This is a genomic window from Achromobacter sp. MYb9 (genome assembly GCF_002975275.1).
Lineage (GTDB): Bacteria > Pseudomonadota > Gammaproteobacteria > Burkholderiales > Burkholderiaceae_B > Achromobacter.
This window is the reverse complement of the sequence record NZ_PCOQ01000023.1, coordinates 17,995-41,137: the sequence shown is the minus strand read 5'-3', so window position 1 is coordinate 41,137 and position 23,143 is coordinate 17,995. Positions and strand designations below refer to the sequence as shown.

Annotated in this window: 18 protein-coding genes; 9 read left to right on the top strand and 9 right to left on the bottom strand. The window is 66.5% G+C overall.

The window, feature by feature from the left end; translation table 11 throughout:
- Positions 1 to 51: 51 nt before the first annotated feature.
- Together phoR and phoB are read right to left on the bottom strand one after the other, a co-directional pair.
- Positions 52 to 1,359: a phosphate regulon sensor histidine kinase PhoR gene (gene phoR / locus CQ050_RS24810; protein ID WP_105559472.1), complete on the bottom strand. Its 1,308-nt coding sequence runs from the start codon at positions 1,357 to 1,359 to the stop codon at positions 52 to 54.
- A 12-nt stretch (positions 1,360 to 1,371) separates the two neighbouring features.
- On the bottom strand, positions 1,372 to 2,070 hold the full coding sequence (phoB, locus tag CQ050_RS24805) for a phosphate regulon transcriptional regulator PhoB (RefSeq protein WP_006227196.1): 699 nt from the start codon (positions 2,068 to 2,070) through the stop codon (positions 1,372 to 1,374).
- A 163-nt stretch (positions 2,071 to 2,233) separates the two neighbouring features.
- Between phoB and ubiE the strand changes: the two genes are divergently transcribed.
- The 6 genes from ubiE to CQ050_RS24775 all read left to right on the top strand — a co-directional run bounded on the left by ubiE (position 2,234) and on the right by CQ050_RS24775 (position 8,208).
- Complete coding sequence (gene ubiE / locus CQ050_RS24800; protein ID WP_105559471.1) at positions 2,234 to 3,010, top strand: bifunctional demethylmenaquinone methyltransferase/2-methoxy-6-polyprenyl-1,4-benzoquinol methylase UbiE; 777 nt, start codon at positions 2,234 to 2,236, stop codon at positions 3,008 to 3,010.
- A 179-nt stretch (positions 3,011 to 3,189) separates the two neighbouring features.
- Positions 3,190 to 4,200 (top strand): Tim44 domain-containing protein, encoded by a 1,011-nt coding sequence (locus CQ050_RS24795; RefSeq protein ID WP_105559470.1) that lies wholly within the window; start codon positions 3,190 to 3,192, stop codon positions 4,198 to 4,200.
- A gap of 185 nt (positions 4,201 to 4,385) precedes the next feature.
- Positions 4,386 to 5,024: an SCP2 domain-containing protein gene (locus CQ050_RS24790; protein WP_105559469.1), complete on the top strand. Its 639-nt coding sequence runs from the start codon at positions 4,386 to 4,388 to the stop codon at positions 5,022 to 5,024.
- Between the two features lie 3 nt (positions 5,025 to 5,027).
- On the top strand, positions 5,028 to 6,581 hold the full coding sequence (ubiB, locus tag CQ050_RS24785) for a ubiquinone biosynthesis regulatory protein kinase UbiB (protein WP_105559468.1): 1,554 nt from the start codon (positions 5,028 to 5,030) through the stop codon (positions 6,579 to 6,581).
- Between the two features lie 181 nt (positions 6,582 to 6,762).
- Positions 6,763 to 7,641 (top strand): ferritin-like domain-containing protein, encoded by an 879-nt coding sequence (locus tag CQ050_RS24780; RefSeq protein WP_105559467.1) that lies wholly within the window; start codon positions 6,763 to 6,765, stop codon positions 7,639 to 7,641.
- Between the two features lie 78 nt (positions 7,642 to 7,719).
- On the top strand, positions 7,720 to 8,208 hold the full coding sequence (locus CQ050_RS24775) for an adenylyltransferase/cytidyltransferase family protein (protein ID WP_105559466.1): 489 nt from the start codon (positions 7,720 to 7,722) through the stop codon (positions 8,206 to 8,208).
- Between the two features lie 75 nt (positions 8,209 to 8,283).
- On the opposite strand, the gene CQ050_RS24770 is transcribed toward CQ050_RS24775, so the two are convergent.
- From CQ050_RS24770 to CQ050_RS24745, 6 genes are all read right to left on the bottom strand, one after another.
- Positions 8,284 to 9,615 carry a TolC family outer membrane protein gene (locus tag CQ050_RS24770; RefSeq protein ID WP_105559533.1) on the bottom strand — a complete coding sequence of 444 codons (1,332 nt, stop codon included), beginning with the start codon at positions 9,613 to 9,615 and terminating at the stop codon, positions 8,284 to 8,286.
- A 78-nt stretch (positions 9,616 to 9,693) separates the two neighbouring features.
- Positions 9,694 to 10,374: a protein-L-isoaspartate O-methyltransferase gene (locus CQ050_RS24765; protein WP_105559465.1), complete on the bottom strand. Its 681-nt coding sequence runs from the start codon at positions 10,372 to 10,374 to the stop codon at positions 9,694 to 9,696.
- Between the two features lie 113 nt (positions 10,375 to 10,487).
- Positions 10,488 to 11,330 carry a bifunctional hydroxymethylpyrimidine kinase/phosphomethylpyrimidine kinase gene (gene thiD, locus CQ050_RS24760; RefSeq protein ID WP_105559464.1) on the bottom strand — a complete coding sequence of 281 codons (843 nt, stop codon included), beginning with the start codon at positions 11,328 to 11,330 and terminating at the stop codon, positions 10,488 to 10,490.
- On the bottom strand, positions 11,327 to 12,136 hold the full coding sequence (locus tag CQ050_RS24755; RefSeq protein WP_105559463.1) for a thiazole synthase: 810 nt from the start codon (positions 12,134 to 12,136) through the stop codon (positions 11,327 to 11,329). Before CQ050_RS24755 ends, thiD begins: the two co-directional genes overlap by 4 nt.
- A 154-nt stretch (positions 12,137 to 12,290) precedes the next feature.
- A complete protein-coding gene (locus CQ050_RS24750; RefSeq protein WP_105559462.1) occupies positions 12,291 to 13,217 on the bottom strand; it encodes a cobalamin-binding protein in 927 nt (308 codons plus the stop codon).
- Between the two features lie 52 nt (positions 13,218 to 13,269).
- Entirely contained in the window at positions 13,270 to 15,315 is a 2,046-nt protein-coding gene (locus CQ050_RS24745) for a TonB-dependent receptor (RefSeq protein ID WP_105559461.1), read from the bottom strand.
- Between the two features lie 459 nt (positions 15,316 to 15,774).
- Between CQ050_RS24745 and metH the strand changes: the two genes are divergently transcribed.
- Complete coding sequence (metH, locus tag CQ050_RS24740) at positions 15,775 to 19,548, top strand: methionine synthase (RefSeq protein ID WP_105559532.1); 3,774 nt, start codon at positions 15,775 to 15,777, stop codon at positions 19,546 to 19,548.
- An 87-nt stretch (positions 19,549 to 19,635) separates the two neighbouring features.
- On the opposite strand, the gene iaaH is transcribed toward metH, so the two are convergent.
- Entirely contained in the window at positions 19,636 to 21,135 is a 1,500-nt protein-coding gene (gene iaaH, locus CQ050_RS24735; protein WP_105559460.1) for an indoleacetamide hydrolase, read from the bottom strand.
- 193 nt (positions 21,136 to 21,328) lie between these two features.
- Here iaaH and CQ050_RS24730 point away from each other — a divergent pair, with 193 nt between their 5' ends.
- Positions 21,329 to 22,057 (top strand): FadR/GntR family transcriptional regulator, encoded by a 729-nt coding sequence (locus CQ050_RS24730; RefSeq protein WP_105559459.1) that lies wholly within the window; start codon positions 21,329 to 21,331, stop codon positions 22,055 to 22,057.
- A 96-nt stretch (positions 22,058 to 22,153) separates the two neighbouring features.
- Positions 22,154 to 23,020: an ABC transporter substrate-binding protein gene (locus CQ050_RS24725; RefSeq protein WP_105559458.1), complete on the top strand. Its 867-nt coding sequence runs from the start codon at positions 22,154 to 22,156 to the stop codon at positions 23,018 to 23,020.
- The last annotated feature ends 123 nt before the right edge of the window (positions 23,021 to 23,143 follow it).

Genomic DNA, 23,143 nt, shown 5'->3' with positions numbered 1-23,143 from the left:
TTACCATCCGCGCCACGGATGCGGCGCGGAGGGTCGCGGCCTGGCCGGGCCTTACGTCGGCTCGTCGATGGCGATGCGCTCGGCCGGAAAGCGCAGCGCGAAGACGCTGCCCTTGCCGGGTTCGCTGGTGATGAGCAGTTCGGCGTCGTGGCGCATGGCGATGTGCTTGGTAATCGCCAGGCCCAGGCCGGTGCCGCCGACGGCGCGCGAGCGGCCGCGGTCCACGCGGTAGAACCGTTCCGTCAGGCGCGGCAGGTGGCGGGCAGGGATGCCGATGCCGGTGTCCTGCACGCTGTAGCGCGCGCCGCCGTCCGCCTCACGTTCCCAGCGAACCGTGATCGTGCCGCCGTCCGGCGTGTAGCGCACCGCGTTGGTCAGCAGGTTCGATAGCGCTGAGGTCAGCTCGGTTTCGGCGCCCAGCACGTCCAGCGTGTCGTCGATATGCCATTCCAGCACGTGGCGTCCGCCCGACAGCGCTTCGATCTGCTGGCGCGCCTTCTGCAGCAACGCGCCCATGTTGATGGCGCGCGGATCGCTACCCGGCGAAGATTCCAGCGTGGACAAGGTCAGCAGGTCTTCCACGATGGCCTGCATGCGCTGGGCCTGCTCGTGCATCATGTCGATGTACTGCGCGCGCTGTTCTTCGGGCAGCGCGTCGGCCGGCATGTCACGCAGCGTTTCCAGGAACCCGGCCAGCACGGTCAGCGGCGTGCGCAGTTCGTGCGAGACGTTGGCCACGAAATCGCGGCGCGTGGTTTCCAGGCGTTCGATCTGGGTGACGTCGCGGGTGATAAGCAGGCGCTGATTGCTGGCATAAGCCGTCAGCTGCATCATCATCAGGCGTTCCTGGCCGTTCTGGCCCAGGCGCACCAGGATGGGTTCGGGCCAGGCCGGCCGATGCGCGTATTCCACGAATTCCGGCGCGCGCAGCAGGTTCAGCAGGTTATGGCCGCGGTCGGCCGGCAGGCGCAGGCCCAGGTGCTGGCGCGCCATGCGGTTGCACCAGTCGATCTGGAAGTCCGCATTCAGCGTGACCGCGCCGTCCGGCAACGCCTGGGCGGCGGCCAGCATGCCTTGCATGGTGTCGCGGGTTTCGGCCAGCTCGCGGGCACGGGCGCGGGTATAGCGGTAGAGGGGGGCGAGGATGTCGTCCCAAGGCCCGACGGAGGCGGGGGGGGAGGTGTCCGGGTGGTGGGCCCATTGCGAGACCAGCGTCAGCCTCCAGCTGCGCCAAAGCAGCATGACGGCCAGCACGGCCGAAAACACGATCCAGCCCGCCGGGTCTCCTATGAGCCATTGCGCCAGTAGTGAAATCACCGCCCACAGGGCGACCAGGAAAAGTGTGCGCAGCCAGATCATCGTGCGGCAGTTTTACCGCGTCGGGAGCTGGGCCGTAAACCGGTAACCGCTGCCGCGCACCGTTTCCACGTGCGCGTCATGGCCGCTGGGCTCCAGCGCTTTGCGCAGGCGGCGGATATGGACGTCCACGGTGCGTTCTTCGACAAACACGTGGTCGCCCCAGACCTGGTCCAGCAGCTGCGACCGCGAGAACACGCGCTCGGGGTGGGTCATGAAGAAATGCAGCAGGCGGAATTCGGTGGGACCGATCTGCAGCGATTGGCTGTTGCCCGACAGGCGATGCGTCACCGGATCCAGTTTCAGGCCGCCCACGTCGATCACGTCGTCGGTCAACTGGGGCGCGCGGCGGCGCAGCACGGCCTTGATGCGGGCCATCAGCTCTTTCGGCGAGAAAGGCTTGGTGATGTAGTCGTCGGCGCCAGCTTCCAGGCCGTCGACCTTGTCTTGCTCGGAACCCTTGGCGGTCAGCATGATGACCGGGACGGCGCGGGTGCGCTCGTCGTTGCGCAGCTTGCGCGCCATGGCCAGGCCGGACGTGCCGGGCAGCATCCAATCCAGCAGGATCAGATCGGGGAGTTCGGCGCGGATCAGGGTCTGGGCCTGGTCCGCGTCGAAGGCGCGCAACACTTTGTGCCCCGCGAAAGACAGGTTGACGGCGATCAGTTCCTGGATTGCGGGTTCGTCTTCGACAACGAGGATAGTGCTGGACATGGCGAATTTGGCACACTTCGGAGCGCCGGCGCGGCGCGAACATTGCGATAGTATGGCCGCAATATTTCAGGTATGTGACCGAGAGGTGCCGCCGGGGCAGGTTCACTGGCCGCCGCCCGGTGCCCGATAGGCTACCATTGAACGATATATCGGGAATTTCACCATGCAAAACCCCTCCGAATCGCAACATTCCGCCGACTCCAACCCGCAATCCACGCATTTCGGCTTCCAAACGGTGCCGGAAGGCGAAAAAGCCCGCAAAGTGGCTGAAGTCTTCCATTCGGTTGCTCAGCGCTACGACGTCATGAATGATTTCATGTCCGCCGGCCTGCACCGCGTCTGGAAGGCCTTCACCATCGGCCGCGCCGCCATCCGCCCCGGCATGAAGGTGCTGGACATTGCTGGCGGCACGGGCGACCTGGCCCGTGCGTTCGCCAAGCGCGCCGGCCCCACGGGCGAAGTCTGGCTGACCGACATCAACGATTCCATGCTGCGCGTGGGCCGCGACCGCCTGACCGACGCGGGCCTGCTGCTGCCCACCGCCGTCTGCGACGCCGAACGCCTGCCGTTCCCCACGGGCTACTTCGACCGCGTCAGCGTGGCTTTCGGGCTGCGCAACATGACCCACAAAGACCGCGCCCTGGCCGAAATGGCCCGCGTGCTGAAGCCGGGCGGCAAGTTGCTGGTGCTGGAATTCTCGCGGGTGGCCAAGCCGCTGTCGCCCGCCTACGACTGGTATTCGTTCAACGTGCTGCCGTGGTTGGGCAAGAAGATCGCCAACGACGAGGCCAGCTACCGTTACCTGGCGGAATCCATCCGCATGCATCCCGACCAGGAAACCCTGGCCGACATGCTCCGCACCGCCGGCCTGGAGCGGGTGCAGTACTTCAACCTGACCGCCGGCATCGCCGCGCTGCACGAGGGCGTGCGCCTGGGCTGAATCCAGGGTGTCCATAGGATGTTTCGCCACCCCACGGGGAACTTGTGGGCGGGCGTCTTGTCCGTTATTCTTACGTCATTCAGATTACTGTAAGAAAAGTCGCGACTATGGTCCCGCTGTCCGTGGGACTCCCCGCTGCTCGGGGCAGCGGGGGCGCGAGTACGAGGGAGCAAAACTCTATGACCAAATTCTGTTTCTCGCGGTTTGTCGCCGCGGCGCTCATCGCCATCTCCGGCGCGGCGTTGGTGACGGCGTCCTTTGACGCCGAAGCCCGTCGTGCGGGCGGCGGCAGCAGCGTCGGCCGTCAATCCACCAATGTGACCCAGCAACGCCAGGCTACGACGCCTCCGGCCGCCGGTAGCAATACGGCAGGCGCCACCGCCGCCCCGGCAGCCGCCGGCGCAGCCACGGCTGGCGCTGCGGGCGCCGCCGCCAAGAGCGGCGCATCGCGCTGGCTCGGCCCCATCGCCGGCATCGCTGCTGGCCTGGGCATCGCCGCCCTGCTGTCCAGCATGGGCCTGTCGGGCGCGTTCGCCGAATTCCTCGGCTCCGCGCTGCTGATCGCCGCTGTCGTGTTCGCCGTCATGTTCATCATCCGCCGCCTGCGTGGCGCCGCGCCGCGCACCGCGACGCAAGGCGCGTTCAACGGCGCCAACAACGCACCGGGCCAGCAACAGCAGCCCGCATGGCGTGAAGCGCTGAAGCCGGCTGCCGCCGCGCCCGCCGCTGCTGCGGCCTCCGTGGCCGCCGCGCCGGTGACCACGCCCGCCGCGCTGCCCAAGGCCGGCGAGGACAGCAACTGGTTCGTGCCGGGCGATTTCGATACGCCCAACTTCCTGAAGCAGGCCAAGGAGCAGTTCGTCCGCATCCAGGCCGTCTGGGACAGTGGCAGCACCGATGGCCTGCGCGACTTCCTGACCGATGACCTGATCACCGAGCTCAAGCCGCAACTGGCCGAGCGCGGCGCCGCGCCCAACAAGACCGAAGTGGTCCTGCTGAACGCTGAAATGCTGGGCATCGAAACCGTGTCCGACGGCCATCTGGCCAGCGTGCGCTTCTCCGGGATGCTGCGCGAAGCCCCGGGCACCGAGGCCTTCCGCTTCGAAGAAGTCTGGAACCTGTTCAAGCCGGCGAACGGCGGCTGGCTGCTGGCCGGCATCCAGCAGATCCCGGTGGATCTCGCCAGCTAAGGCTGGCCGGCCGGGTCCGAATCCCGCCTCCGTTGCGGATGCCGCAAGGCATCTGCTTGAACCGGCCCTCCAAGGGCCGGTTTTTCCATGTTCTGCCGCAAAACACGCGCCCATCTAACCCGTTACACTCCCGATTTACCCATTAACTTCGGCAACCCCGGCCACCGGGGCCGTTGCAGACCGTCATGCTGCCTTTTTCGTTCCTGCCCACTCCCTCGCGACTGGCTGTAAGCGCGCTCAACGCCCTGTTGCGGCGCGAGGACTGGGCGCGCGAGCGCCTGGCGCGCCACGCCGGCAAAACCGTGCGTTTCGCGCTTGGGGGCTTCACCCTGGGCCTGACGATCGACAGCGAGGGCCTGGCAGCCCAGGCCGACCCGGCCGTGGTGCCCGACGTGACGCTGACCGTCGCCCCGGAAAAATTGCCCCTGCCGCGCCTGGGCGCGGACCGCGAGACGCCCGACTTCGCCGAGGCTACCCATATTTCGGGGGATGCGGCGCTGGCGCAGGTGGTGGCGGACCTGTCCAAGCAATTGCGCTGGGACCCGGAAGACGCCCTGGCCCGGGTGGTGGGCGATATTGCCGCGCTGCGCATCGTGGGCGGGGCCCGCGCGGCCACCGACGGCGCGCGCACGGCGGGCCGCCGCCTGGCCGAGAACGTGTCTGAATACCTGTCGGAAGAAAGCGGCGTGCTGACGGGCCGCCCGGCGCTTGAGCAATGGCGCCTGGATCTTGCCGAGCTGAACGCCCGCGCCGATGCGCTGGCGCGCTCGGCCACCGCGCTGCAAACCCGTCTGGCGGCCGCCAGTGCAAAGCGGGGCGCCTGATCCATGTTCCCCTTGCTGCGCCTGTTCCGCATCATCCTGGTTTCGTTGCGCTATGGCCTGGACGAGCTGGTGCTCTCCAGCCTGAACCATCCGCTGGCCACCTGCCTGTTGCGCGTCATCCGCCTGGGCACCCGGCCGCGCCAGCCGCGCGGGCAACGCCTGCGTCTGGCCCTGGAATCGCTGGGCCCCATTTTCGTGAAGTTCGGGCAGGTGCTGTCCACCCGTCGCGACCTGATCCCCGCCGACATCGCCGACGAACTTGCGCTGCTGCAAGACCGCGTGCCGCCGTTCCCGTCGGCCCAGGCCGCGGCCTGCATCGAAGCGGCGCTGGGCGCGCCGCCCGAAAAGCTCTTCGCGCAGTTCGACGTGGACCCGGTGGCGTCGGCCTCGATCGCCCAGGTGCACTTCGCGGTGCTGCACGACGGCCGCGAGGTCGCGGTGAAGGTGCTGCGTCCGGGCATGCTGAGCATCATCGAAAAAGACCTGTCGCTGCTGAAGATCGTGGCGCGCATCATCGAGCGCCTGGGCGCCGATGGCCGTCGCCTGAAGCCGCGCGAGGTCGTGGCCGAATTCGATAAATACCTGCACGACGAACTGGATCTGGTGCGCGAGGCCTCGAACTGCAGCCAGCTGCGCCGCAACTTCGGCCCCGAATCGGGCCGTGGCGACATGCTGATCGTGCCCGAAGTCATCTGGGAATACACGGCATCCACGGTGTTCACCATGCAGCGCATGTACGGCATGCCGGTGGGCCAGGTGGAACGCATGCGCGCGGCGGGCATCGACATCCCGACCCTGGCGCGTACCGGCGTCGAGATCTTCTTCACGCAGGTCTTCACCGACGGCTTCTTCCACGCCGACATGCACCCGGGCAACATCTACGTGTCGGACCGCCCCGATACGCTGGGCAGCTACATCGCGCTGGACTTCGGCATCGTCGGGTCGCTGTCCGAGTTCGACAAGAACTACCTGGCGCAGAATTTCCTGGCCTTCTTCCATCGCGACTACCGGCGCGTGGCGCAACTGCACATCGAATCGGGATGGGTGCCCGCGGATACGCGTGAAGAAGAGCTGGAAGGCGCCGTGCGTGCCGTTTGCGAACCGTACTTTGACCGGCCGTTGTCCGAGATCTCGCTGGGGCAAGTGCTGCTTCGCCTGTTCCAGACGTCGCGCCGGTTCAACGTGGAGATCCAGCCCCAGCTGGTGCTGTTGCAGAAGACGTTGCTGAACGTCGAGGGATTGGGCCGCCAGCTTGATCCCAACCTGGATCTCTGGAAGACTGCCAAGCCCTATCTGGAACGCTGGATGCGTCAGCGCGTCGGATTCAAGGGTTTGCGTCAGAGCCTGGAAAAGGAAGCCGTGCAGTGGTCTCAGATGCTGCCAGCCTTGCCCAGGCTGGTCCATGACCACCTGAGCCGCCCGAACGTCTCGCCTGCGCTGCTGGCCGAGATGATTCACCTGCGGCGCGCCCAGGAACAAAACAACCGGCTGGTTGCAGCGCTGGTTGGGGTGCTGGCCCTTGCGATCGGGGTCGCAATATGGGCCTTGACCCGATAGGCGGCGCGATGATCTAGACGAACTCTGTCATGTTTCATTCATGAAACGGTCATCATAGCTTCGCGGGAGACGGCGAAAAATAGCGCTGCGGTGGATGAATGCAGCGTCACGCCGAAAGAGACGCGCGCGCCATTCATTAATTTCTATCGCCCCACTAGCGGGACGAATACAAGGGCAGACCATGCTTTATCCTGAACTCTTCAAGACCATGGAAGCCGTGCGCTGGAACATGGCCCACGACATCCCCTGGGGGGATTTCGATCGCAGCAAGCTCTCCGACGAGCAAGCCCACACGATCAAGATGAACGCCATTACCGAATGGGCGGCCTTGCCGGCCACGGAAATGTTCCTGCGCGACAATCGCGGCGACAGTGATTTCTGCGCGTTCATGTCGGTGTGGTTCTTTGAAGAACAGAAGCATTCGCTGGTGCTGATCGAATACCTGCGCCGCTTCCGCCCGGACCTGGTCCCGACCGAGGAAGAGCTGCACAACGTGCGCTTTGAATTCGACGCCGCGCCCGAGCTCGAAACCCTGATGCTGCACTTCTGCGGTGAAATCCGCCTGAATCACTGGTACCGCCGCGCCGCCGAATGGCACACGGAACCCGTCATCAAGGCCATCTACAAGACCGTTGCGCAAGACGAAGCCCGCCACGCTGGCGCCTACCTGCAGTACATGCGCCGTGCGCTGCATGACCGCGGCGAGGACACGAGCGAACAGGCCCGCCTGGCGTTTTCGAAAATCGGCGTGCTGATGGCGTCCGCCGGCCGTACCCAGCAGGCGCTGCACCCGACCAACCTGCACGTGAACAAGGACCTGTTCCCCAACGACACGGTGCAGTCCCGCTTGCCGGAGCCGGGCTGGCTGGAACACTGGCTGGATACGCAGATCCGCTTTGACGGCATCTGGGAACAGAAGGTCGCCAGCCGGATCCTGCATATCCTGTCCAAGCTGATGGATCGCAGCTTTGAAACGGTGAAGGACCTGAACCGCTACCGCAAGGAAATGACCGCGCTGGTGGTGCCCAAGGAAAAGAAGATCGTCCTCGCCGGCGCCTGATTGCCAGGCATTGCGGGGCGAGCCTTGAGCCGCCCCGCTTGCTGCGTGGGACGGCGGACGGGCGGATATAATCGCCGCATGTCCGCCGCCCGTTTCGAATCCAAAGTCCTGTCCCGCGAAGAATGCGTCGCCGCCGTCGCTGCCGGCCGCTTGCCGCGGCCGCTGGTGTTCACCAACGGCGTCTTCGACATCCTGCACCGGGGGCACGCGACCTATCTGGACCAGGCCGCCCAACTGGGCGCGACGCTGGTGGTGGCGGTGAACACCGATGAATCGGTGCGCCGCCTGGGCAAAGGGTCCGAGCGCCCGCTGAATCGCATGGAAGACCGCGCCGCGCTGCTTGCCGCGCTGGGTTTCGTGACCGTCGTCACGTCGTTCCACGAAGATACGCCCGAGGCGCTGATCGGCGAGCTCAAGCCCGACCTGATCGTCAAAGGCGGCGACTACGACATGGAGAAACTGCCCGAGACCGCCTTGGTAAAGACCTGGGGCGGCCGCGCCGTGGCCATCCCGTTTGAATTCGAACGTTCGACCACCGCATTGGTGAAGAAGATCCAGGGCGCCTGACCAGCGTGCGGGGAATACGAAAAAGCGGCCTTGCGGGCCGTTTTTTTCATCTTGCCGTCCGGATTGCGCCGGCGCTCAGCGGGGGTCCCGCAACAGCCGGTTGATGGCTTCCAGGTCGGTCTCGGCCAGGATGCCGCTGACGGCTTTCAGGCGCAGGCCGGACAGCACGGTGCTGTAGCGCGCCAGCGCCAGGTCGCGTTGGGTGGCGTACAGCTGCTGCTGGGCGTTGAGCACGTCCAGGTTGATGCGAACGCCGACTTCGTAGCCCGTGCGGTTGGCCTCCACGGCGGCGCGGCTGGACTTCTCGCCGGCTTCCAGGGCCTGGATGCGGGCCAGGCCGCTGGTGACGCCGGTGTAGTACTGGCGGGCGGCCTGGACAGCCTGGCGGCGCGTGGTTTCAAAGTCGTGGCGGGCTTTTTGTTCCAGCTGTACTTTCTCGGTAACTTGCGACGACACGCCGCCGCCCGCGTACAGCGGGATGGAGAGCACCACGCCGATCGTGTTGTCGATCGGCTTGCCGGGCGCCGCGTTGCGCATGATGGCGTCGCTGGCGCTGCCGCTGGTGGCACGCAGGTTCAGGGTGGGGTAGTGCCCGCTCTTGGCGATCTGGATCTCGCGGCCCGCGATGCGGGTCAGGAGCTGCGCGCGTAGCACCTCCAGGCTGGAGGATTCGGCTTGGGTGCTCCAGTCGTTCACGCGGGCGGGCGCCGGCGCCGGCAGCCGCACGCCGTAGGGCAGCTCGGCCAGGGCGCCGGGCTGGGTGCCGATGATCTTGGCCAGCTCGTCGCGGCGCACGTCCAGGTCGTTCTGCAGGCGCAGTTCCTGCGCCACCACCAGGTCGTAGCGCGCCTGCGCCTCGTAGGTGTCGGTGACGGTGGCGTTGCCCAGTTCGAAGTTGCGCTTGGCGGACTCCAGCTGCCCCGCCACGGCGGCCTTTTCGGCCTCGGTGGCGGTCAGCGTGTCCTGCGCGTAGAGCACGTTGAAGTAGGCGTCGGCCACGCGCAGCAGCAGGTCTTGATAGGCCTGCTGAAGCTGCACTTCGACGTCGGCGACGATCAGCTTGGATTGTTCGTAGTTTTGCCAGCGGCCCCAATCGAACAGGGGTTGGGTCAGCGCCAGGTCCCAGACGCCGCGTCCGCCGCTGTACGACACGCCCAGGCCGCGGGTGCTGCGCGTTTCCTGGTAGGCCCCGCCGGCTTCGGCGGAAATCAGGGGCAGCAGCAGCGAGCGGGCTTGCGGTTCTTTTTCCAGGCCGGCACGGTAGCTGGCGCGGGCGGCGGCGTAGGCGGGGTCATTGCCCAGCGCGGCCTGCCAGACCTGGATCAGGTTTTGCGCGAATGCGGGCAGCGGACCGACGCTTGCGGCAGAGGTAAAAACCAGTAAAGCCGTAAGCAATCGGACGCGCATGATTTTCAACGATATGCCGGGCTGCCCTGGCAGGCGCGCGCCCCGTCGGGGGCAGGCGCCTGGCGGCAAGGTGGGGGATTAGAACTTGAACTGGGACACCGTGGCGCCACGCAGCGGCTTGATGACCGTTTCGAACAGGTTCACTGTTTCGAAGCTGGCCGCGGTGGTGCGCGTGATGCGACAGGCCGTCATGACGGGGGCCTGGCCCACGATCACGACCAGGCGGCCACCGACGCGCAACTGGTACTTCAGCGCGTCCGGCACGACCGGCACGGAACCCGTTACCAGGATGGCGTCGTATTCGGTGGAGCCCCAGCCGTTGCGGGCGTCGCCGGTTTCGACCTTGACGTTGGTGACGTTGTTCATCTGCAGGTTTTGCTGCGCGAAGGTCACCAGGCGGCTGTCGATTTCAACCGAGGTGACCTGTTGGGCCAGATAGCCCAGCAGCGCGGCCTGGTAGCCGGAGCCGGTGCCGATTTCCAGCACGCAGTCGGCCTTGGTCAGCTGCAGTTCTTGCGCCAGGCGAGCTTCGACCTTGGGGGCGAGCATGGTCTGGCGGGTATTGACCGCATTGATTTCCAGCGGCAATTCCAGGTCGGAAAACGCCAGGGCGCGCAGGGCCGGCGGAACGAACTGTTCGCGGCGCACATCGAACAGCGCTTGCAGCACGTTGGCGTCCAGGACGTCCCACGGGCGGATCTGCTGTTCCACCATATTGAAGCGGGCTTGTTCTACGTCGGGCAGGGTCGAAGCGTTCATGACGGTCAGGAAAAAACAGAGGAATCAGCCGGCCATTGTACCGATTCGTAGCGTCCTGTGACGGCGAGCCCGATCGGCAGATGTTTCAGCCGGCCGTTTCAGCCTGAATCCAGTCACCACCAGGCGTGGAAGTGGTGTACCGGACCGTGGCCGGAACCCACCGACAGCCTTTCCGCATGGCGGATGGCTTCGGTCAGGTAGGCCTTGGCGCGCCGGGCGGCCTCGGGCACGTCCCCGGTTTGCGGCAGCAGCGCGGCCAGCGCCGCCGACAGCGTGCAGCCGGTGCCATGGGTGTTGGCGGTTTCGATACGGTAGCCGGGCAGCTCGATCATCCGGTCGCCGTTGTGCAGCAGGTCGATGGTCTCGTTGCCAGGCAGGTGGCCGCCCTTGACCAGCACCCAGCGTTCGCCGGAATGCGCCAGCTTGTTGCGCAGGCGTTCGGCCACGCGGCGCATTTCCTTGACGGTTTCCACCGGCCGTTCTTCCAGCAGCACGCCGGCTTCGGGCAGGTTGGGCGTCAGCAGGGTGCACTGGGGCAGCATGGCTTCGCGCATGGCGCCCACGGCTTCCTTTTCAAGCAGCAGGTCGCCGCTCTTGGCTACCATGACGGGGTCCAGCACCACGTGCGCCGGCGCCCATTTGGCCAGCTTTTCAGCCACGACCTCGATCACGGCGCGCTGGCCCAGCATGCCGATCTTGACGGCGTCGATGCGCACATCGGTGAACAGCGTGTCGATCTGCAGGCCCACGAAGGCGGGTGGCACGGGCGAAATGCCGGTGACGCCCTGGGTGTTCTGCGCCGTCAACGCGGCGATGACCGCGCACCCATAGGCGCCCAGCGCGCTCATGGCCTTGATGTCGGCCAGCGTGCCGGCGCCGCCGGACGGGTCGACGCCGGCGATGGTCAGCGCATGGGGAATGGGACGGACGTTGCCGTCCTGCGGGCGTGAGCTCATTTCGTCGAACCGGGGCCGGCGGTGATCAGGCCTTCGGTCGGCGAGCTGGGCGCGCCGCTGTACAGTTTTTTGGGCATGCGGCCGGCCAGGAAGGCCTCGCGGCCCGCCTCGACGCCCTTTTTCATGGCGCTGGCCATCAGGATCGGGGCGCGCGCGGCGGCGATGGCGGTGTTCATCAGGACGGCGTCGCAGCCCAATTCCATGGCGATGGCGGCGTCGGACGCCGTGCCCACGCCGGCATCGACCACGACCGGCACGCGGGCCTGGTCGATGATCAGCCGAAGGTTCCACGGGTTCAGGATGCCCATGCCCGAGCCGATCAGCGAGGCCAGCGGCATCACCGCCACGGCGCCCATGTCTTCCAGCATGCGGCACTGGATGGGATCGTCGGTGCAATAGACCATGACCTTGAAACCTTCGTCGACCAGCGTCTTGGTGGCCTTGAGCGTTTCGGGCATGTTGGGGAACAGGGTGTGCGGGTCGCCCAGCACTTCCAGCTTGACCAGGTCGTGCCCGTCCAGCAGTTCGCGCGCCAGGCGCAAGGTGCGGACCGCGTCGTCGGCGCTGTAGCAGCCGGCGGTGTTGGGCAACAGCGTGAATTTCGACGGCGGAACGTAGTCCAGCAGGTTCGGTTCGCCCGCGTTCTGGCCGATGTTGGTGCGACGGATGGCGACCGTGACGATCTCGGTGCCGCTGGCGTCCAGCGCCGCGCGGGTCTCTTCGAAGTCCTTGTACTTGCCGGTGCCGACGAGCAGGCGCGACGAGTAGGCGCGTCCGGCGATGGTGAGGGTGTCTTGTGTGGTCATGGCGGTGTTCAAAGGGCGGGGGCGCAAGAGCGGAGCCCGCGGGAGGCTGACTGACGGTTGTTAAGCGAATGATAAAGCACGCCGCCGCGCGGCAGGCGTGTGCAATGAAATCCCGCGTTCCACTATTTGCGGATCGTGCTGCATGGCGGGCGGGTCAGCGCAATCGGTCCAGGTCGGCGCAGATGGCTTCGGCGGCGTCGATCAGGCGCGGCCCCGGGCGGTACAGGGCGTCGGCATCGATTCCGTAGACATGCCCTGCGCGGGCGGCGGGCAGCCCGAGCGTCTGCCAGGCGGCCAGGTTGTGCTGCGTGTCCGCCGGCCGCGCGACGCCCGCCAGCACCGCTTCGGGGCGGGCGGCCAGGACGCTTTCCAGCGTGACTTGCGGGGCGACGATGGGCGCTTGCCCGAAGACGTTCACGCCGCCGCAGACGCGCAGCGCGTCGCTGACGATGCTGCTGTCGTTCAGGGTGTAGATGGGGTCCAGCCCGGCCTGGACGAAGACGCGCACGGGGCGGCGGCCGGCGTAGCGCGCGGTCAGGGCGGCCAGGCGGTCGCGCAACCGGGCGGCGGCGGGCCGCGCCTGCGCCTCGGTGCCGAACAGCATGCCCATGCGCTCGACGGCGTCGGGAATGGCGGCAAGCGTCAAGGGGTCGCTGTAGAAGACGGGCACGCCCAGCTTGTCCATGACACGCGTCAGCGGTTCGGCCGCGGCGGGCTGCCAGCCGATCAGCAGGTCGGGGCGCACGGCGGCCACGCGTTCGGCGTCTGGCTGGGTGCCGTCGCCGATGATGGGCAATTGCCGGGCGGCGGCAGGGAAATCGCTGCCGCGGATGGTGGCAATGAGGTGGTCGCCGGCGCCGGCGGCATAGACGAGTTCGGTGGCGTGGGGCGCCAAGGTGACGGCGCGGCGTGCGGGCGCGGACAGCCATACCGTGCGGCCCTTGTCGTCCGGCACCTGGATGGCGGGACTGGCGGGCTTGTCTGCCCCGCCGCCGGCGGCGGCCGGGAAAGCGGCCAGCATCGCGCCCAGGGTCAGGAGCAGCCCGGGAGCGATGCGTGGAAAGGCGCGTGCGAGGGTCATGCAGGGACCGATAGGGTCAGCGGAGTACGCCGACTATATCGGATGTCCGCGATCAATAGCGCAGCGTGAGCGACGCGTAGAAGTTGCGGCCCGGCGCCGGGTACAGATTGTAGTTGGCGACGGGGCCCAGCATCTGGAACGACGCATCGCCGCCGCGGATGCCGTAGGTGGCGTACTGGCGGTCGAAGATGTTGTTCACGCCGATGGCGCCTTCGATGTTGCGCGTGAACTTATAGGCCAGCTTCGTGTTGAACAGCACGTAGGCGTCCAGTTCCTTGTCGAACTGGTTGGCCTGGTCGTTGTCCATGCGGGACTTGCCCACGTACTGCGCCGACACGTTCCACAGGAAGGCGTCGGTGGGGCGCCAGGTCACGCCGGCATTCGCCAGCCATTTCGGGGCCAGCGGCACGGTCTTGCCGGCCAGGTCCACGCCCGCGTAGGTGCCCGAACGGAATTGCGCTTCCATCCAGGTCACGTTCGCATCCAGCGTCACGCTGCTGGAAATGGCGGTGTGGCCTTCCAGTTCGATGCCTTGGCGGCGGGTCGGATCCAGGTTGGTGTTGGCGCCGGTGCCTGGGCCCCACATACCGTCGGCCAGCGGGTTGTACTGGATTTCGTTGGTCAGGTCATAGCGGAAGTACGACAGGCGGGCGCTGCTTGCGGCGCCTTGCCACGTCACGCCGATTTCCTTGTCGGTGGACGTTTGCGGGGCCAGCGGCTGTTGCACCGACAGCAGTTCGTCGGCGTTGGGCAGACGGAAGCTGCGGCCGACCTTGCCGTACAGGCCGAAGCCGGCGGACAGGTCCTGGCGCACGCCCAGTTGCCAGGCGGTCAGGTGGTTGCCGCGATCGGACGCGGTGCCCGAACCGCTCAGGACTTCCAGGTCGTCGGACGCATACTGGCGGCGCACGCCGGCCGTGACGTAGGTGCTGTCGGTGGCGCGGATCTGGCCTTCGGCGAAGAGACCGTACTGGTGCTGGCGCGACTGCCACTTCGACGGTTCGAAGTCGTAGTAGGCGTTCTGGTTCGCGGTGGTCTTGGATTCTTGCGCGTCGGCGCCAAAGACGATGCTGTGGCCGCCGTTGATCGGCAGGCGATAACGCACGCTGGCGATGTTCTCTTCCAGCTTCTGGTCGCGCAGGGTGTCGCCAAAGCCGTCGTACGACAGACCGTTCAGCTTCTTTTCGCGGGTCGACAGGTCGGCGTACAAGGTGCCAACGCCAATCGCCTGTTCGACTTGCAGGCCGAAGGTGGTGGTCGTGGTCTTGACGTAGTCGACGTCGTTCTTCGAACCGCGCGGGTCGTCCTGGAATTCGTTCACGCCGGTCGACGGGCTGATCAGGCGCGGGCCGGGCAGTTCCAGCTTTTGCGTGGTGGTGCGGCCGTACAGACGGATCGAGCCATCGCTATGGCGCAGGGTGATGCCGCCGCCGCCACCTTCGCGGCGCTCGCCGCTGTGGTCGCGGTAGCCGTCCGAATGCAGCGACTGCATGTAGGCGTCAACGCCGACCTTCTCGTTGTTCATCGCAACGGCGGCGTCGTACTGGCGCAGGCCGTAGCTGCCGAACGTGGCGGTGGCGCGGGCCGTGACCGGCTCTTTCGAGAAATCAGACTTGGTGATGATGTTGATCACGCCGCCGGTCGTGCCGCCGCCGTATTGAACGGAACCGCTGCCGCGCACGATTTCAACGCGTTCCACCTGGTCCAGCGGCACCACGCCCAGGCTGGGAGCCGACAGGTCGTTGGTGTTTTGCTTCACGCCGTCGATCAGGATCAGCGTGTTGCTGGCGCCGGTAATGCCGAAGCCGCGCAGGTCGACAATCGCGTTGTCGCTCGAGCTGCTGGTGTTGATCAGATTGATGCCGGCTTGCGTCGACAGCAGGTCCTGCATCGTGCGGGCGCTGCTGGCGGCGATGTCTTCGGCGGTGATGACCGAAATGGACACCGGCAGGGTGCGGCCGTCCGTCGGCACGCGCTGGGCGGTGACGGTGATCGTGTCGAGTTCGGGGGTGGCGGGGGCGGTTTGCTGGGCGGCGGCGATGGCCGGAGCGGAACAGAGCAGGGCGCCGGCGTAACGCCGGATGGAGCGGGCTTTCATCTACGTAACCTCGATGCGACCCGCGACCCCGCAGGTCAATCACGATGGGAAGGAGGCCCGCGCCGCAGCCGGCCGGTTGGGCCGGGCGGCGATGCATGGACTTCCTGACGAGCGAACTGGCCGGTATCGGGCTGCCATGGGCGCAAAAAAAGCGCGCATGGGGACCGTTGCGGGGGCAGCACAGGCTGGACGGCGAGGGGGGCGTGCCGGGGCGCTTTGTGGGCGACGCGGCGGCCCGGGCGGCCGTCTTCCTGTTTCCCGTTTACCTTTCGCGCGCGGCTGGCAAGTGTTGCGTTCTTGCAAGCCCGTTGCGCCGAAAGCACCGGTTCGGGGCCGAAACTGTATCACCCGAGGGCGCGAGGGAGCCCGTTTTGTTACGATCAAGGCTTGTTTTTTCAGTGGTTTTTGCTTTTTAGCCACAGCGTCGCCTCTGAAGCCAACCCATTGCCGGACCTGCCCGTGTCGTATCCACGCCTGCCGTACCCGCCCGAAGCCTATACCCAGGGCGGTGATTTCGCCCGCCTGCTGGGCAAGCGCATCCTGATCCTGGACGGTGCCATGGGCACCATGATCCAGCGCTACAAGCTGGGCGAAGCAGACTTCCGTGGCGAGCGTTTCGCCGACCACGGCAAGGACGTGAAGGGCAACAACGAACTGCTGTCGCTGGTGCGGCCCGACGTGATCTCCGAGATCCACCGGCAGTACCTGGAAGCCGGCGCGGACGTCATCGAGACCAACACCTTCGGCGCCACCACCATCGCGCAGGGCGACTACGACCTGCCGGAACTGGCCTACGAACTGAATCTGGTGTCCGCCCGGTTGGCGCGCGAGGCCTGTGACGCCTTCAGCACGCCCGACAGGCCCCGCTTCGTGGCAGGCGCCCTGGGCCCGCAGCCCAAGACCGCGTCGATCTCGCCCGATGTGAACGACCCGGGCGCGCGCAACGTCACGTTCGACGAATTGCGCGTGGCCTATATCGAACAGTTGAACGGTCTCTTGGACGGCGGCATCGACATCGTCCTGATCGAAACCATCTTCGACACCCTTAACGCCAAGGCCGCCATCTTCGCGACCGAGGAAGTGTTCGAGGCGCGCGGCATCCGCCTGCCCGTGATGATCTCGGGCACCGTGACCGACGCGTCCGGCCGCATCCTGTCCGGGCAGACCGTGGAGGCTTTCTGGAACTCGGTGCGCCATGCGCGCCCGGTCACCATCGGCCTGAACTGCGCGCTGGGCGCCGCGCTGATGCGCCCCTACGTGGCCGAACTGTCCAAGATCTGCGACACCTATGTCTGCGTGTACCCCAACGCCGGCCTGCCCAACCCCATGGCGGAAACCGGCTTTGACGAAACGCCCGCCGACACGTCCGCGCTGTTGGAAGAGTTTGCCCGCGCCGGTCTGGTCAACATGTCGGGTGGCTGTTGCGGCACCACGCCGGACCACATCCGCGCCATCGCGGACAAGGTCACGTCGCTGACGCCGCGCGTCGTGCCCGACATTCCGGTCAAGACCCGCCTGTCGGGCCTGGAGCCGTTGAACATCGACGAAGACACGCTGTACGTCAACGTGGGCGAACGCACCAACGTGACGGGCAGCAAGATGTTCGCCCGCCTGATTCGCGAAGAAAAGTACGACGAGGCGCTGGCCGTGGCCCGCCAGCAGGTCGAGAACGGCGCGCAGATCATCGACATCAACATGGACGAGGCCATGCTGGATTCGGTGGCCTGCATGCATCGCTTCCTGAACCTGATCGCGTCCGAACCCGACATCGCCCGCGTGCCGGTCATGATCGACAGCTCGAAGTGGGAAGTCATCGAGACCGGCCTGAAGTGCGTGCAGGGCAAGCCGGTGGTGAACTCCATTTCCATGAAGGAAGGGATTGAGCCGTTCCGCCATCATGCGCGCTTGTGCCGCCGCTACGGCGCCGCCGTGGTCGTGATGGCGTTCGACGAATTGGGCCAGGCCGACACGTTGGAACGCCGCAAGGAAATCTGCGCGCGCGCCTACAAGATCCTGGTCGAGGAAGAGGGCTTCCCGCCGGAAGACATCATTTTCGATCCGAACGTCTTCGCGGTCGCCACCGGCATCGACGAGCACAACCACTATGCGGTGGACTTCATCGAAGGGACCCGCTGGATCCGCGACAACCTGCCCTACGCCCGCATTTCGGGCGGCGTGTCCAACGTCAGCTTCTCGTTCCGCGGCAATGAGCCGATGCGCGAAGCCATCCACACCGTGTTCCTGTATTACGCGGTGAAGGAAGGCATGACCATGGGCATCGTCAACGCCGGCCAGTTGGGCGTGTACGCCGACCTGGACCCGAAACTGCGCGACCTGGTCGAAGACGTGGTGCTGGACCGGCCGGAGCCGGTGGGCAAGACCGACCCCGACGACGAGCGCACGCCGACTGAACGCCTGGTGCAGTTCGCCGACACGGTGAAGGGCTCGGGCGCCAAGCGCGAAGAAGACCTGAGCTGGCGCAATGCCGACGTTGAAAAGCGCCTGTCGCATGCACTGGTGCATGGCATCACGGCCTTCATCGTGGAAGACACGGAAGAAGTGCGCCAGAAGATCTTCGACCGCGGCGGCCGCCCGATCGAGGTGATCGAAGGCCCGCTGATGGACGGCATGAACGTCGTGGGCGACCTGTTCGGCGAAGGCAAGATGTTCCTGCCGCAGGTGGTGAAGTCGGCCCGCGTCATGAAGCAGGCCGTGGCCCACCTGATTCCCTTCATCGAAGAGGAAAAGCGCCAGATCGCGGCTGCTGGCGGCGACGTTCGCGCCAAGGGCAAGATCGTCATCGCCACCGTCAAGGGCGATGTGCACGACATCGGCAAGAACATCGTGTCGGTGGTCTTGCAGTGCAATAACTTCGAAGTCGTGAACATGGGCGTGATGGTGCCCTGCGCGCAGATCCTGGAAAAGGCCAAGGAAGAAAACGCCGACATCGTCGGCCTGTCCGGCCTGATCACGCCCAGCCTGGAAGAAATGGCGTACGTGGCCAGCGAGATGCAGCGCGACGACTATTTCCGTAGCCGCAAGCTGCCGCTGATGATTGGCGGCGCCACCACCAGCCGCGTGCATACGGCGGTCAAGATCGCGCCCAATTACGAAGGGCCGGTCATCTATGTGCCGGATGCCAGCCGCTCGGTGGGCGTCGCGACCAACCTGATGTCGGACCAGTCGGAAACGTATCTGGCGGAGCTGGCCCAGGAATACGAGGAAGTGCGCCGCCGCCACGCCAACCGCAAGGCCACGCCGATCCTGCCGCTGGCCGACGCGCGCGCCTCGCGTCCGGCCATCGATTGGGACAACTACACCCCGCCGCGCCCGAAGTTCATTGGCCGCCGCACGTTCAAAAGCTATGACCTGGCCGAGATCGTGAAGTACGTGGACTGGGGACCGTTCTTCCAGACCTGGAGCCTGTTCGGCCCGTTCCCCGCCATTCTTGACGACAAGGTGGTGGGTGAACAGGCGCGCAAGGTCTACGCCGACGGCCTGGCCATGATGAAGCGCATCGTCGAAGGTCGCTGGCTGACCGCCAACGGCGTGGTCGGGTTCTACCCGGCCAACCGCGTCAACGACGAAGACATCGAGATCTACAAAGACGAGACGCGCAGCGAAGTGCTGTTCACGTACCGCAACCTGCGTCAGCAGGGCGCCAAGCGCGAAGGCGTCAGCAACAAGTCGCTGGCCGACTTCATTGCGCCCAAGTCGTCCGGCAAGCTGGATTACATCGGCATGTTCGCCGTCACGGCGGGCATCGGCATCGAGAAAAAGGAAGCCGAATTCGAGCGCGCGCTGGACGACTATTCCAGCATCATGCTGAAGTCGCTGGCCGATCGCCTGGCCGAAGGTTTCGCCGAATGCCTGCATGCCCGCGTGCGCCAGGACTTGTGGGGCTATGCGCCCGACGAAGCCCTGTCCAACGAGGACATGATCGCCGAGAAATACGTGGGCATCCGGCCCGCGCCCGGCTATCCGGCCTGCCCGGAACACGTGGTCAAGTCCGATATGTTCCGCGTGCTGGACGGTGGCGACATCGGCATGATGCTGACCGACAGCTACGCCATGTACCCGGCGTCCAGCGTGTCGGGCTTCTACTTCAGCCACCCGGAGTCGCAGTACTTCAACGTGGGTGTGATCGGCGAGGACCAGCTGGAAGACTACGCCAAGCGCAGCGGACGTACCATCGAGGACCTGAAGCGGACGCTGGCCCCGAACCTGGGCTGAGGCGCCCACCGGCGCAAATGAAAAACCGGCCGCATGGCCGGTTTTTTTTGCGCTCCGCCGAGGGCGAACGGTGATGGGGCCGCCGGTTCAGGCGGCGGGCCGGGGCGGGGCGATGCGTCCCAGGATGCCCTCGATCATCACGCCGATGGCCAGCACCTTGCGGTCGTCGCCCGGCAGGCCGTCGATCTCGACGCCGACGGGCAAGCCCTCGGGCGACAAGCCCGCCGGCACGCTCAGCCCCGGCAAGCCGGCGTTGCTGCCGGGATCGACGTTGCGGGCCAGGCGGCTGAAGCTTTCGAAGCTGCTGGCCTCCGGCGTGGCCAGCATCGGCAGGATCGGCAACGTGGGAAATAGCAGGCCGTCCAGCGCGTGTTCCTGGAGCGCGCGGCGGTACACGTCGATCAGTGCGTCGCGCTGGCCCGCGATGACGCGGTCGTATAGCGGCTTTAGCGGCAGGACCTGGCCGTCCGGCGTGGGCAGCACGCCCGGCACGATCAGCCCGTCGAAAATGGCCTTGACGTCGGGGCTTGCGATCTGCGCCACCACCTCGTCGAAGCTTACGCCCGTGTCGTAGCGTTGCAGGTAGGCGATCAGGTCGGGCTTCTGCTCATACAGGCACAGCGGCATGCCGACGGCGGCATTGGCGGCCGGCAGATCGGGCATGTCGATGTCGATCAGCTGCACGCCGGCGTCGCGCAATGCGGCCAGGGCCGTGTCCATGACCGTGCGCACGGAAGGGTCCAGGTCGGCCCAGAAATAGCGGGCCAGACCCAGGCGCACGCTTGCGGGGGGCAGGGCCGCCAGCGGTTCGGCGTCGTCCGCCAGCACGGCGTCCAGCAGCACGATGTCTGCCATGCCGTTGGCGATCGGCCCCGGCGTGTCCCGTGTGTGCGAGATGGGCGTGATGCCCGCCCCGTCGTAGCGGCCGACCGATGGCCGGAAACCCGCGGCGCCGTTGACGGCGGCCGGCAGGCGCACGGAGGCGCCGGTGTCGGTGCCCAGGGCGGCGGGCGTCAGCCGCGCGCCCACGGCCGCGCCGCTGCCCGACGACGAGCCACCGGCGATGCGGCGGTTGTCGTAGGCGTTGCGCGTACCCTCGCCGTGCGTGCCGGGGAAGGCGGTGTTGTAGCCGGATACGCCAAAGGCCAGCTCGTGCATGTTGGTCTTGCCGATGATGACGGCGCCGGCGGCGCGCAGGCGCTGCACGACCGGGGCGTCCTGCGCGGGATGGAACTGTTTAAGGGCCGGGGTGCCGGCGGTATTGGGCAGGCCGGCCACGTGGATGTTGTCCTTGATGGCGATCGGAACGCCGCCCAGCCGCGCGGCGGCCGGGCTGGCCGGGGGCGGCGCGGCGTCGTAGGCGCGGGCCTGGGCCAGCGCGCCCTCGTGGTCGACGGTGATGAAAGCATTGAGCACGCCGTGGGCGTCGATGCGCTCCAGGCACGCCTGGGTCAGCGCCAGACTGGTGAGGCGGCCTTCACGGACCTGGGCGGCGGCCTCGGTAACGGTCAGGGCGGCCAAGGCATCGCTGCCGGGCGAGTGAAGCGGGGGCTTGACGGACAATGGCTGCCTGGACGTATCGGACATGACGCTTCCTTACCCGCACGGAGGGATTCTGTTGGACTGCCATCTATACAGGGTTCCTGCCGCCGCTGTCGACCCCCGCCGCCCTCCTTGCCGTCACCCTGCGCACCGATGGTTTACCACTTTGATACTGGTAAACCATTATGGTGAAAATTGGTGAACCACTTATGATTTGGTCTAACCACTTTTGATATCCATGACACTTCAACTGATCCCCAAACCCGAAGAGCCGGCCAGCAAGCCGGTGGCGGACCGCGCCTATGTGCGGCTGGCCGCACAGATCCAGGCCCTGGTCTCGCAAGGCGAGTTCGCCGTTGGCAAGCGTTTGCCGGCTGAACGCGCGCTGGCCGAACGCTTTGACGTCAGCCGCACCGCGCTGCGCGAAGCCATCATCGCGCTGGAACTGCAGGGGGTGGTGGAAGTCCGGGGCGGATCGGGCATCTACGTCTGTGAGCCCAAGCCCGGCATTGCCCGTTTGCCGGCGGCTCAGGAAGCCGGGGCGGGGCCGTTCGAGTTGTTGCGGGCGCGTTGCCTGATCGAATCCGAAATCGCCGCGCTTGCCGCCACGACCCGCAACGACGCGGATCTGGACCGCATTTTTGAAGCGCTGACGACAATGCGCGAGCAGATGATGGACAAGGCGGCCAATGAAGAAGCCGACCGCCGCTTCCACCTGTACATCGCGCAGTCCACGGGCAACAGCGTGCTGCTGGCCACGGTGACGTCGATGTGGGATCAGGCCCAGGGGCCGATCTGGGAAAAGATCGAACAGCATTTTCATACGCAGGAGTTGCGGCACGCGTCGCAGGAAGACCATCAGCGCATCTTCAGCGCGCTGGTGGCCGGCGACGCGCAGGCGGCGCGGCAAGCGATGCGCGCTCACCTTGAGCGCGTGATCGGCGAATTCGCGCAGGGGTGGCGTTGACCCCGTAGCGCAAGGCGGACAGGCAGGCTGCCCCCGGTAGAGCGAGGAAGATAACCGCGCCCCGGATCCGGGCTTTTCAAGTTCAGGAGACAAGCAATGCAGCAACAGAACAAGGCAAGCCGCGCGTGGGCCCGATGGATGGCGGCCGCGATGCTGGCGATGTCATTGCCGGCGGCCGCGCAAAGCGGTGCGGCGGCGGCCAGCCCGCCGGCGGCAGGGCAAAGCCCGCGCGTCGACGCCATCCGCAAGGCGGGCGAACTGCGGGTCGGCGTCCTGCAGAACGCGCCCTGGCTGATCCAGGACTTGTCGGGCAAAAGCGGCGAGGCCTGGAGCGGTCCGGCCTGGCTGCTGGCCAAGGAATACGCGCACCAACTGGGCGTCAAACTGACCGCGGTGCCCGTTTCGCACGAAACCAAAGTGCCCGTGCTGGCCGCCAATCAAGTCGATATGACCATCAGCCCGCTGGCCGAGACGACCGAGCGCCTGAAAGTGGTGGATTTCGTGCTGTATTCCGCCACCAGCGTCTGCATGTTCGGCCGCGCCGGCAACGACAAACTGACCCGCGCCAAGACGGTTGAAGACCTGAACCAGCCGGACGTCACGATCGCGTACTTCACCGGCGGCGCCGAAGAGGCCTGGGTGAAAGAACGCTTTCCCAAGGCGCGGCTGCGCGCCGTCGCCAACTCTGGCGCCACCGCGCCCATCGAAGAGATCATGGCCAAGCGCGCCGACGCGGCGCCGATCAACCGCGTGCCGTGGGTGGGGCTGAACCGCAAGGTGCGAGGCCTGGTGGTGTTTCCCGCCGAAGCCAATTGCCAGCAGAGCACCGAAAAGGCCTCGCCGGTGGGGCTGGCGATCGACAAGAACCAACCCGGCTACCTGGCCTGGCTGCGGCAGGTGGCGGCGACGATGAAGCCCGCGCTGGATGCGGACGAAATGCGCATCATCGAACAGACCCCGTAGGCCGTCCGGCCATTCCCCTTTTCAACCGGCACGCGCCCGGCGCGTGCAGATCTGGCGATTCCGCCGGTGCGTCAACACGCCGGTACCCGGCGCGCCGCCTTCGTGCGGCGGACGTCCGGGCGC

Bases quoted from the DNA above. Each gene is read 5' to 3' on its own strand.
- phoR (WP_105559472.1), bottom strand. From the start codon at position 1,359: ATGATCTGGCTGCGCACACTTTTCCTGGTCGCCCTGTGGGCGGTGATT.
- phoB (WP_006227196.1), bottom strand. From the start codon at position 2,070: ATGTCCAGCACTATCCTCGTTGTCGAAGACGAACCCGCAATCCAGGAA.
- ubiE (WP_105559471.1), top strand. From the start codon at position 2,234: ATGCAAAACCCCTCCGAATCGCAACATTCCGCCGACTCCAACCCGCAA.
- CQ050_RS24795 (WP_105559470.1), top strand. From the start codon at position 3,190: ATGACCAAATTCTGTTTCTCGCGGTTTGTCGCCGCGGCGCTCATCGCC.
- CQ050_RS24790 (WP_105559469.1), top strand. From the start codon at position 4,386: ATGCTGCCTTTTTCGTTCCTGCCCACTCCCTCGCGACTGGCTGTAAGC.
- ubiB (WP_105559468.1), top strand. From the start codon at position 5,028: ATGTTCCCCTTGCTGCGCCTGTTCCGCATCATCCTGGTTTCGTTGCGC.
- CQ050_RS24780 (WP_105559467.1), top strand. From the start codon at position 6,763: ATGCTTTATCCTGAACTCTTCAAGACCATGGAAGCCGTGCGCTGGAAC.
- CQ050_RS24775 (WP_105559466.1), top strand. From the start codon at position 7,720: ATGTCCGCCGCCCGTTTCGAATCCAAAGTCCTGTCCCGCGAAGAATGC.
- CQ050_RS24770 (WP_105559533.1), bottom strand. From the start codon at position 9,615: ATGCGCGTCCGATTGCTTACGGCTTTACTGGTTTTTACCTCTGCCGCA.
- CQ050_RS24765 (WP_105559465.1), bottom strand. From the start codon at position 10,374: ATGAACGCTTCGACCCTGCCCGACGTAGAACAAGCCCGCTTCAATATG.
- thiD (WP_105559464.1), bottom strand. From the start codon at position 11,330: ATGAGCTCACGCCCGCAGGACGGCAACGTCCGTCCCATTCCCCATGCG.
- CQ050_RS24755 (WP_105559463.1), bottom strand. From the start codon at position 12,136: ATGACCACACAAGACACCCTCACCATCGCCGGACGCGCCTACTCGTCG.
- CQ050_RS24750 (WP_105559462.1), bottom strand. From the start codon at position 13,217: ATGACCCTCGCACGCGCCTTTCCACGCATCGCTCCCGGGCTGCTCCTG.
- CQ050_RS24745 (WP_105559461.1), bottom strand. From the start codon at position 15,315: ATGAAAGCCCGCTCCATCCGGCGTTACGCCGGCGCCCTGCTCTGTTCC.
- iaaH (WP_105559460.1), bottom strand. From the start codon at position 21,135: ATGTCCGATACGTCCAGGCAGCCATTGTCCGTCAAGCCCCCGCTTCAC.
- CQ050_RS24730 (WP_105559459.1), top strand. From the start codon at position 21,329: ATGACACTTCAACTGATCCCCAAACCCGAAGAGCCGGCCAGCAAGCCG.
- CQ050_RS24725 (WP_105559458.1), top strand. From the start codon at position 22,154: ATGCAGCAACAGAACAAGGCAAGCCGCGCGTGGGCCCGATGGATGGCG.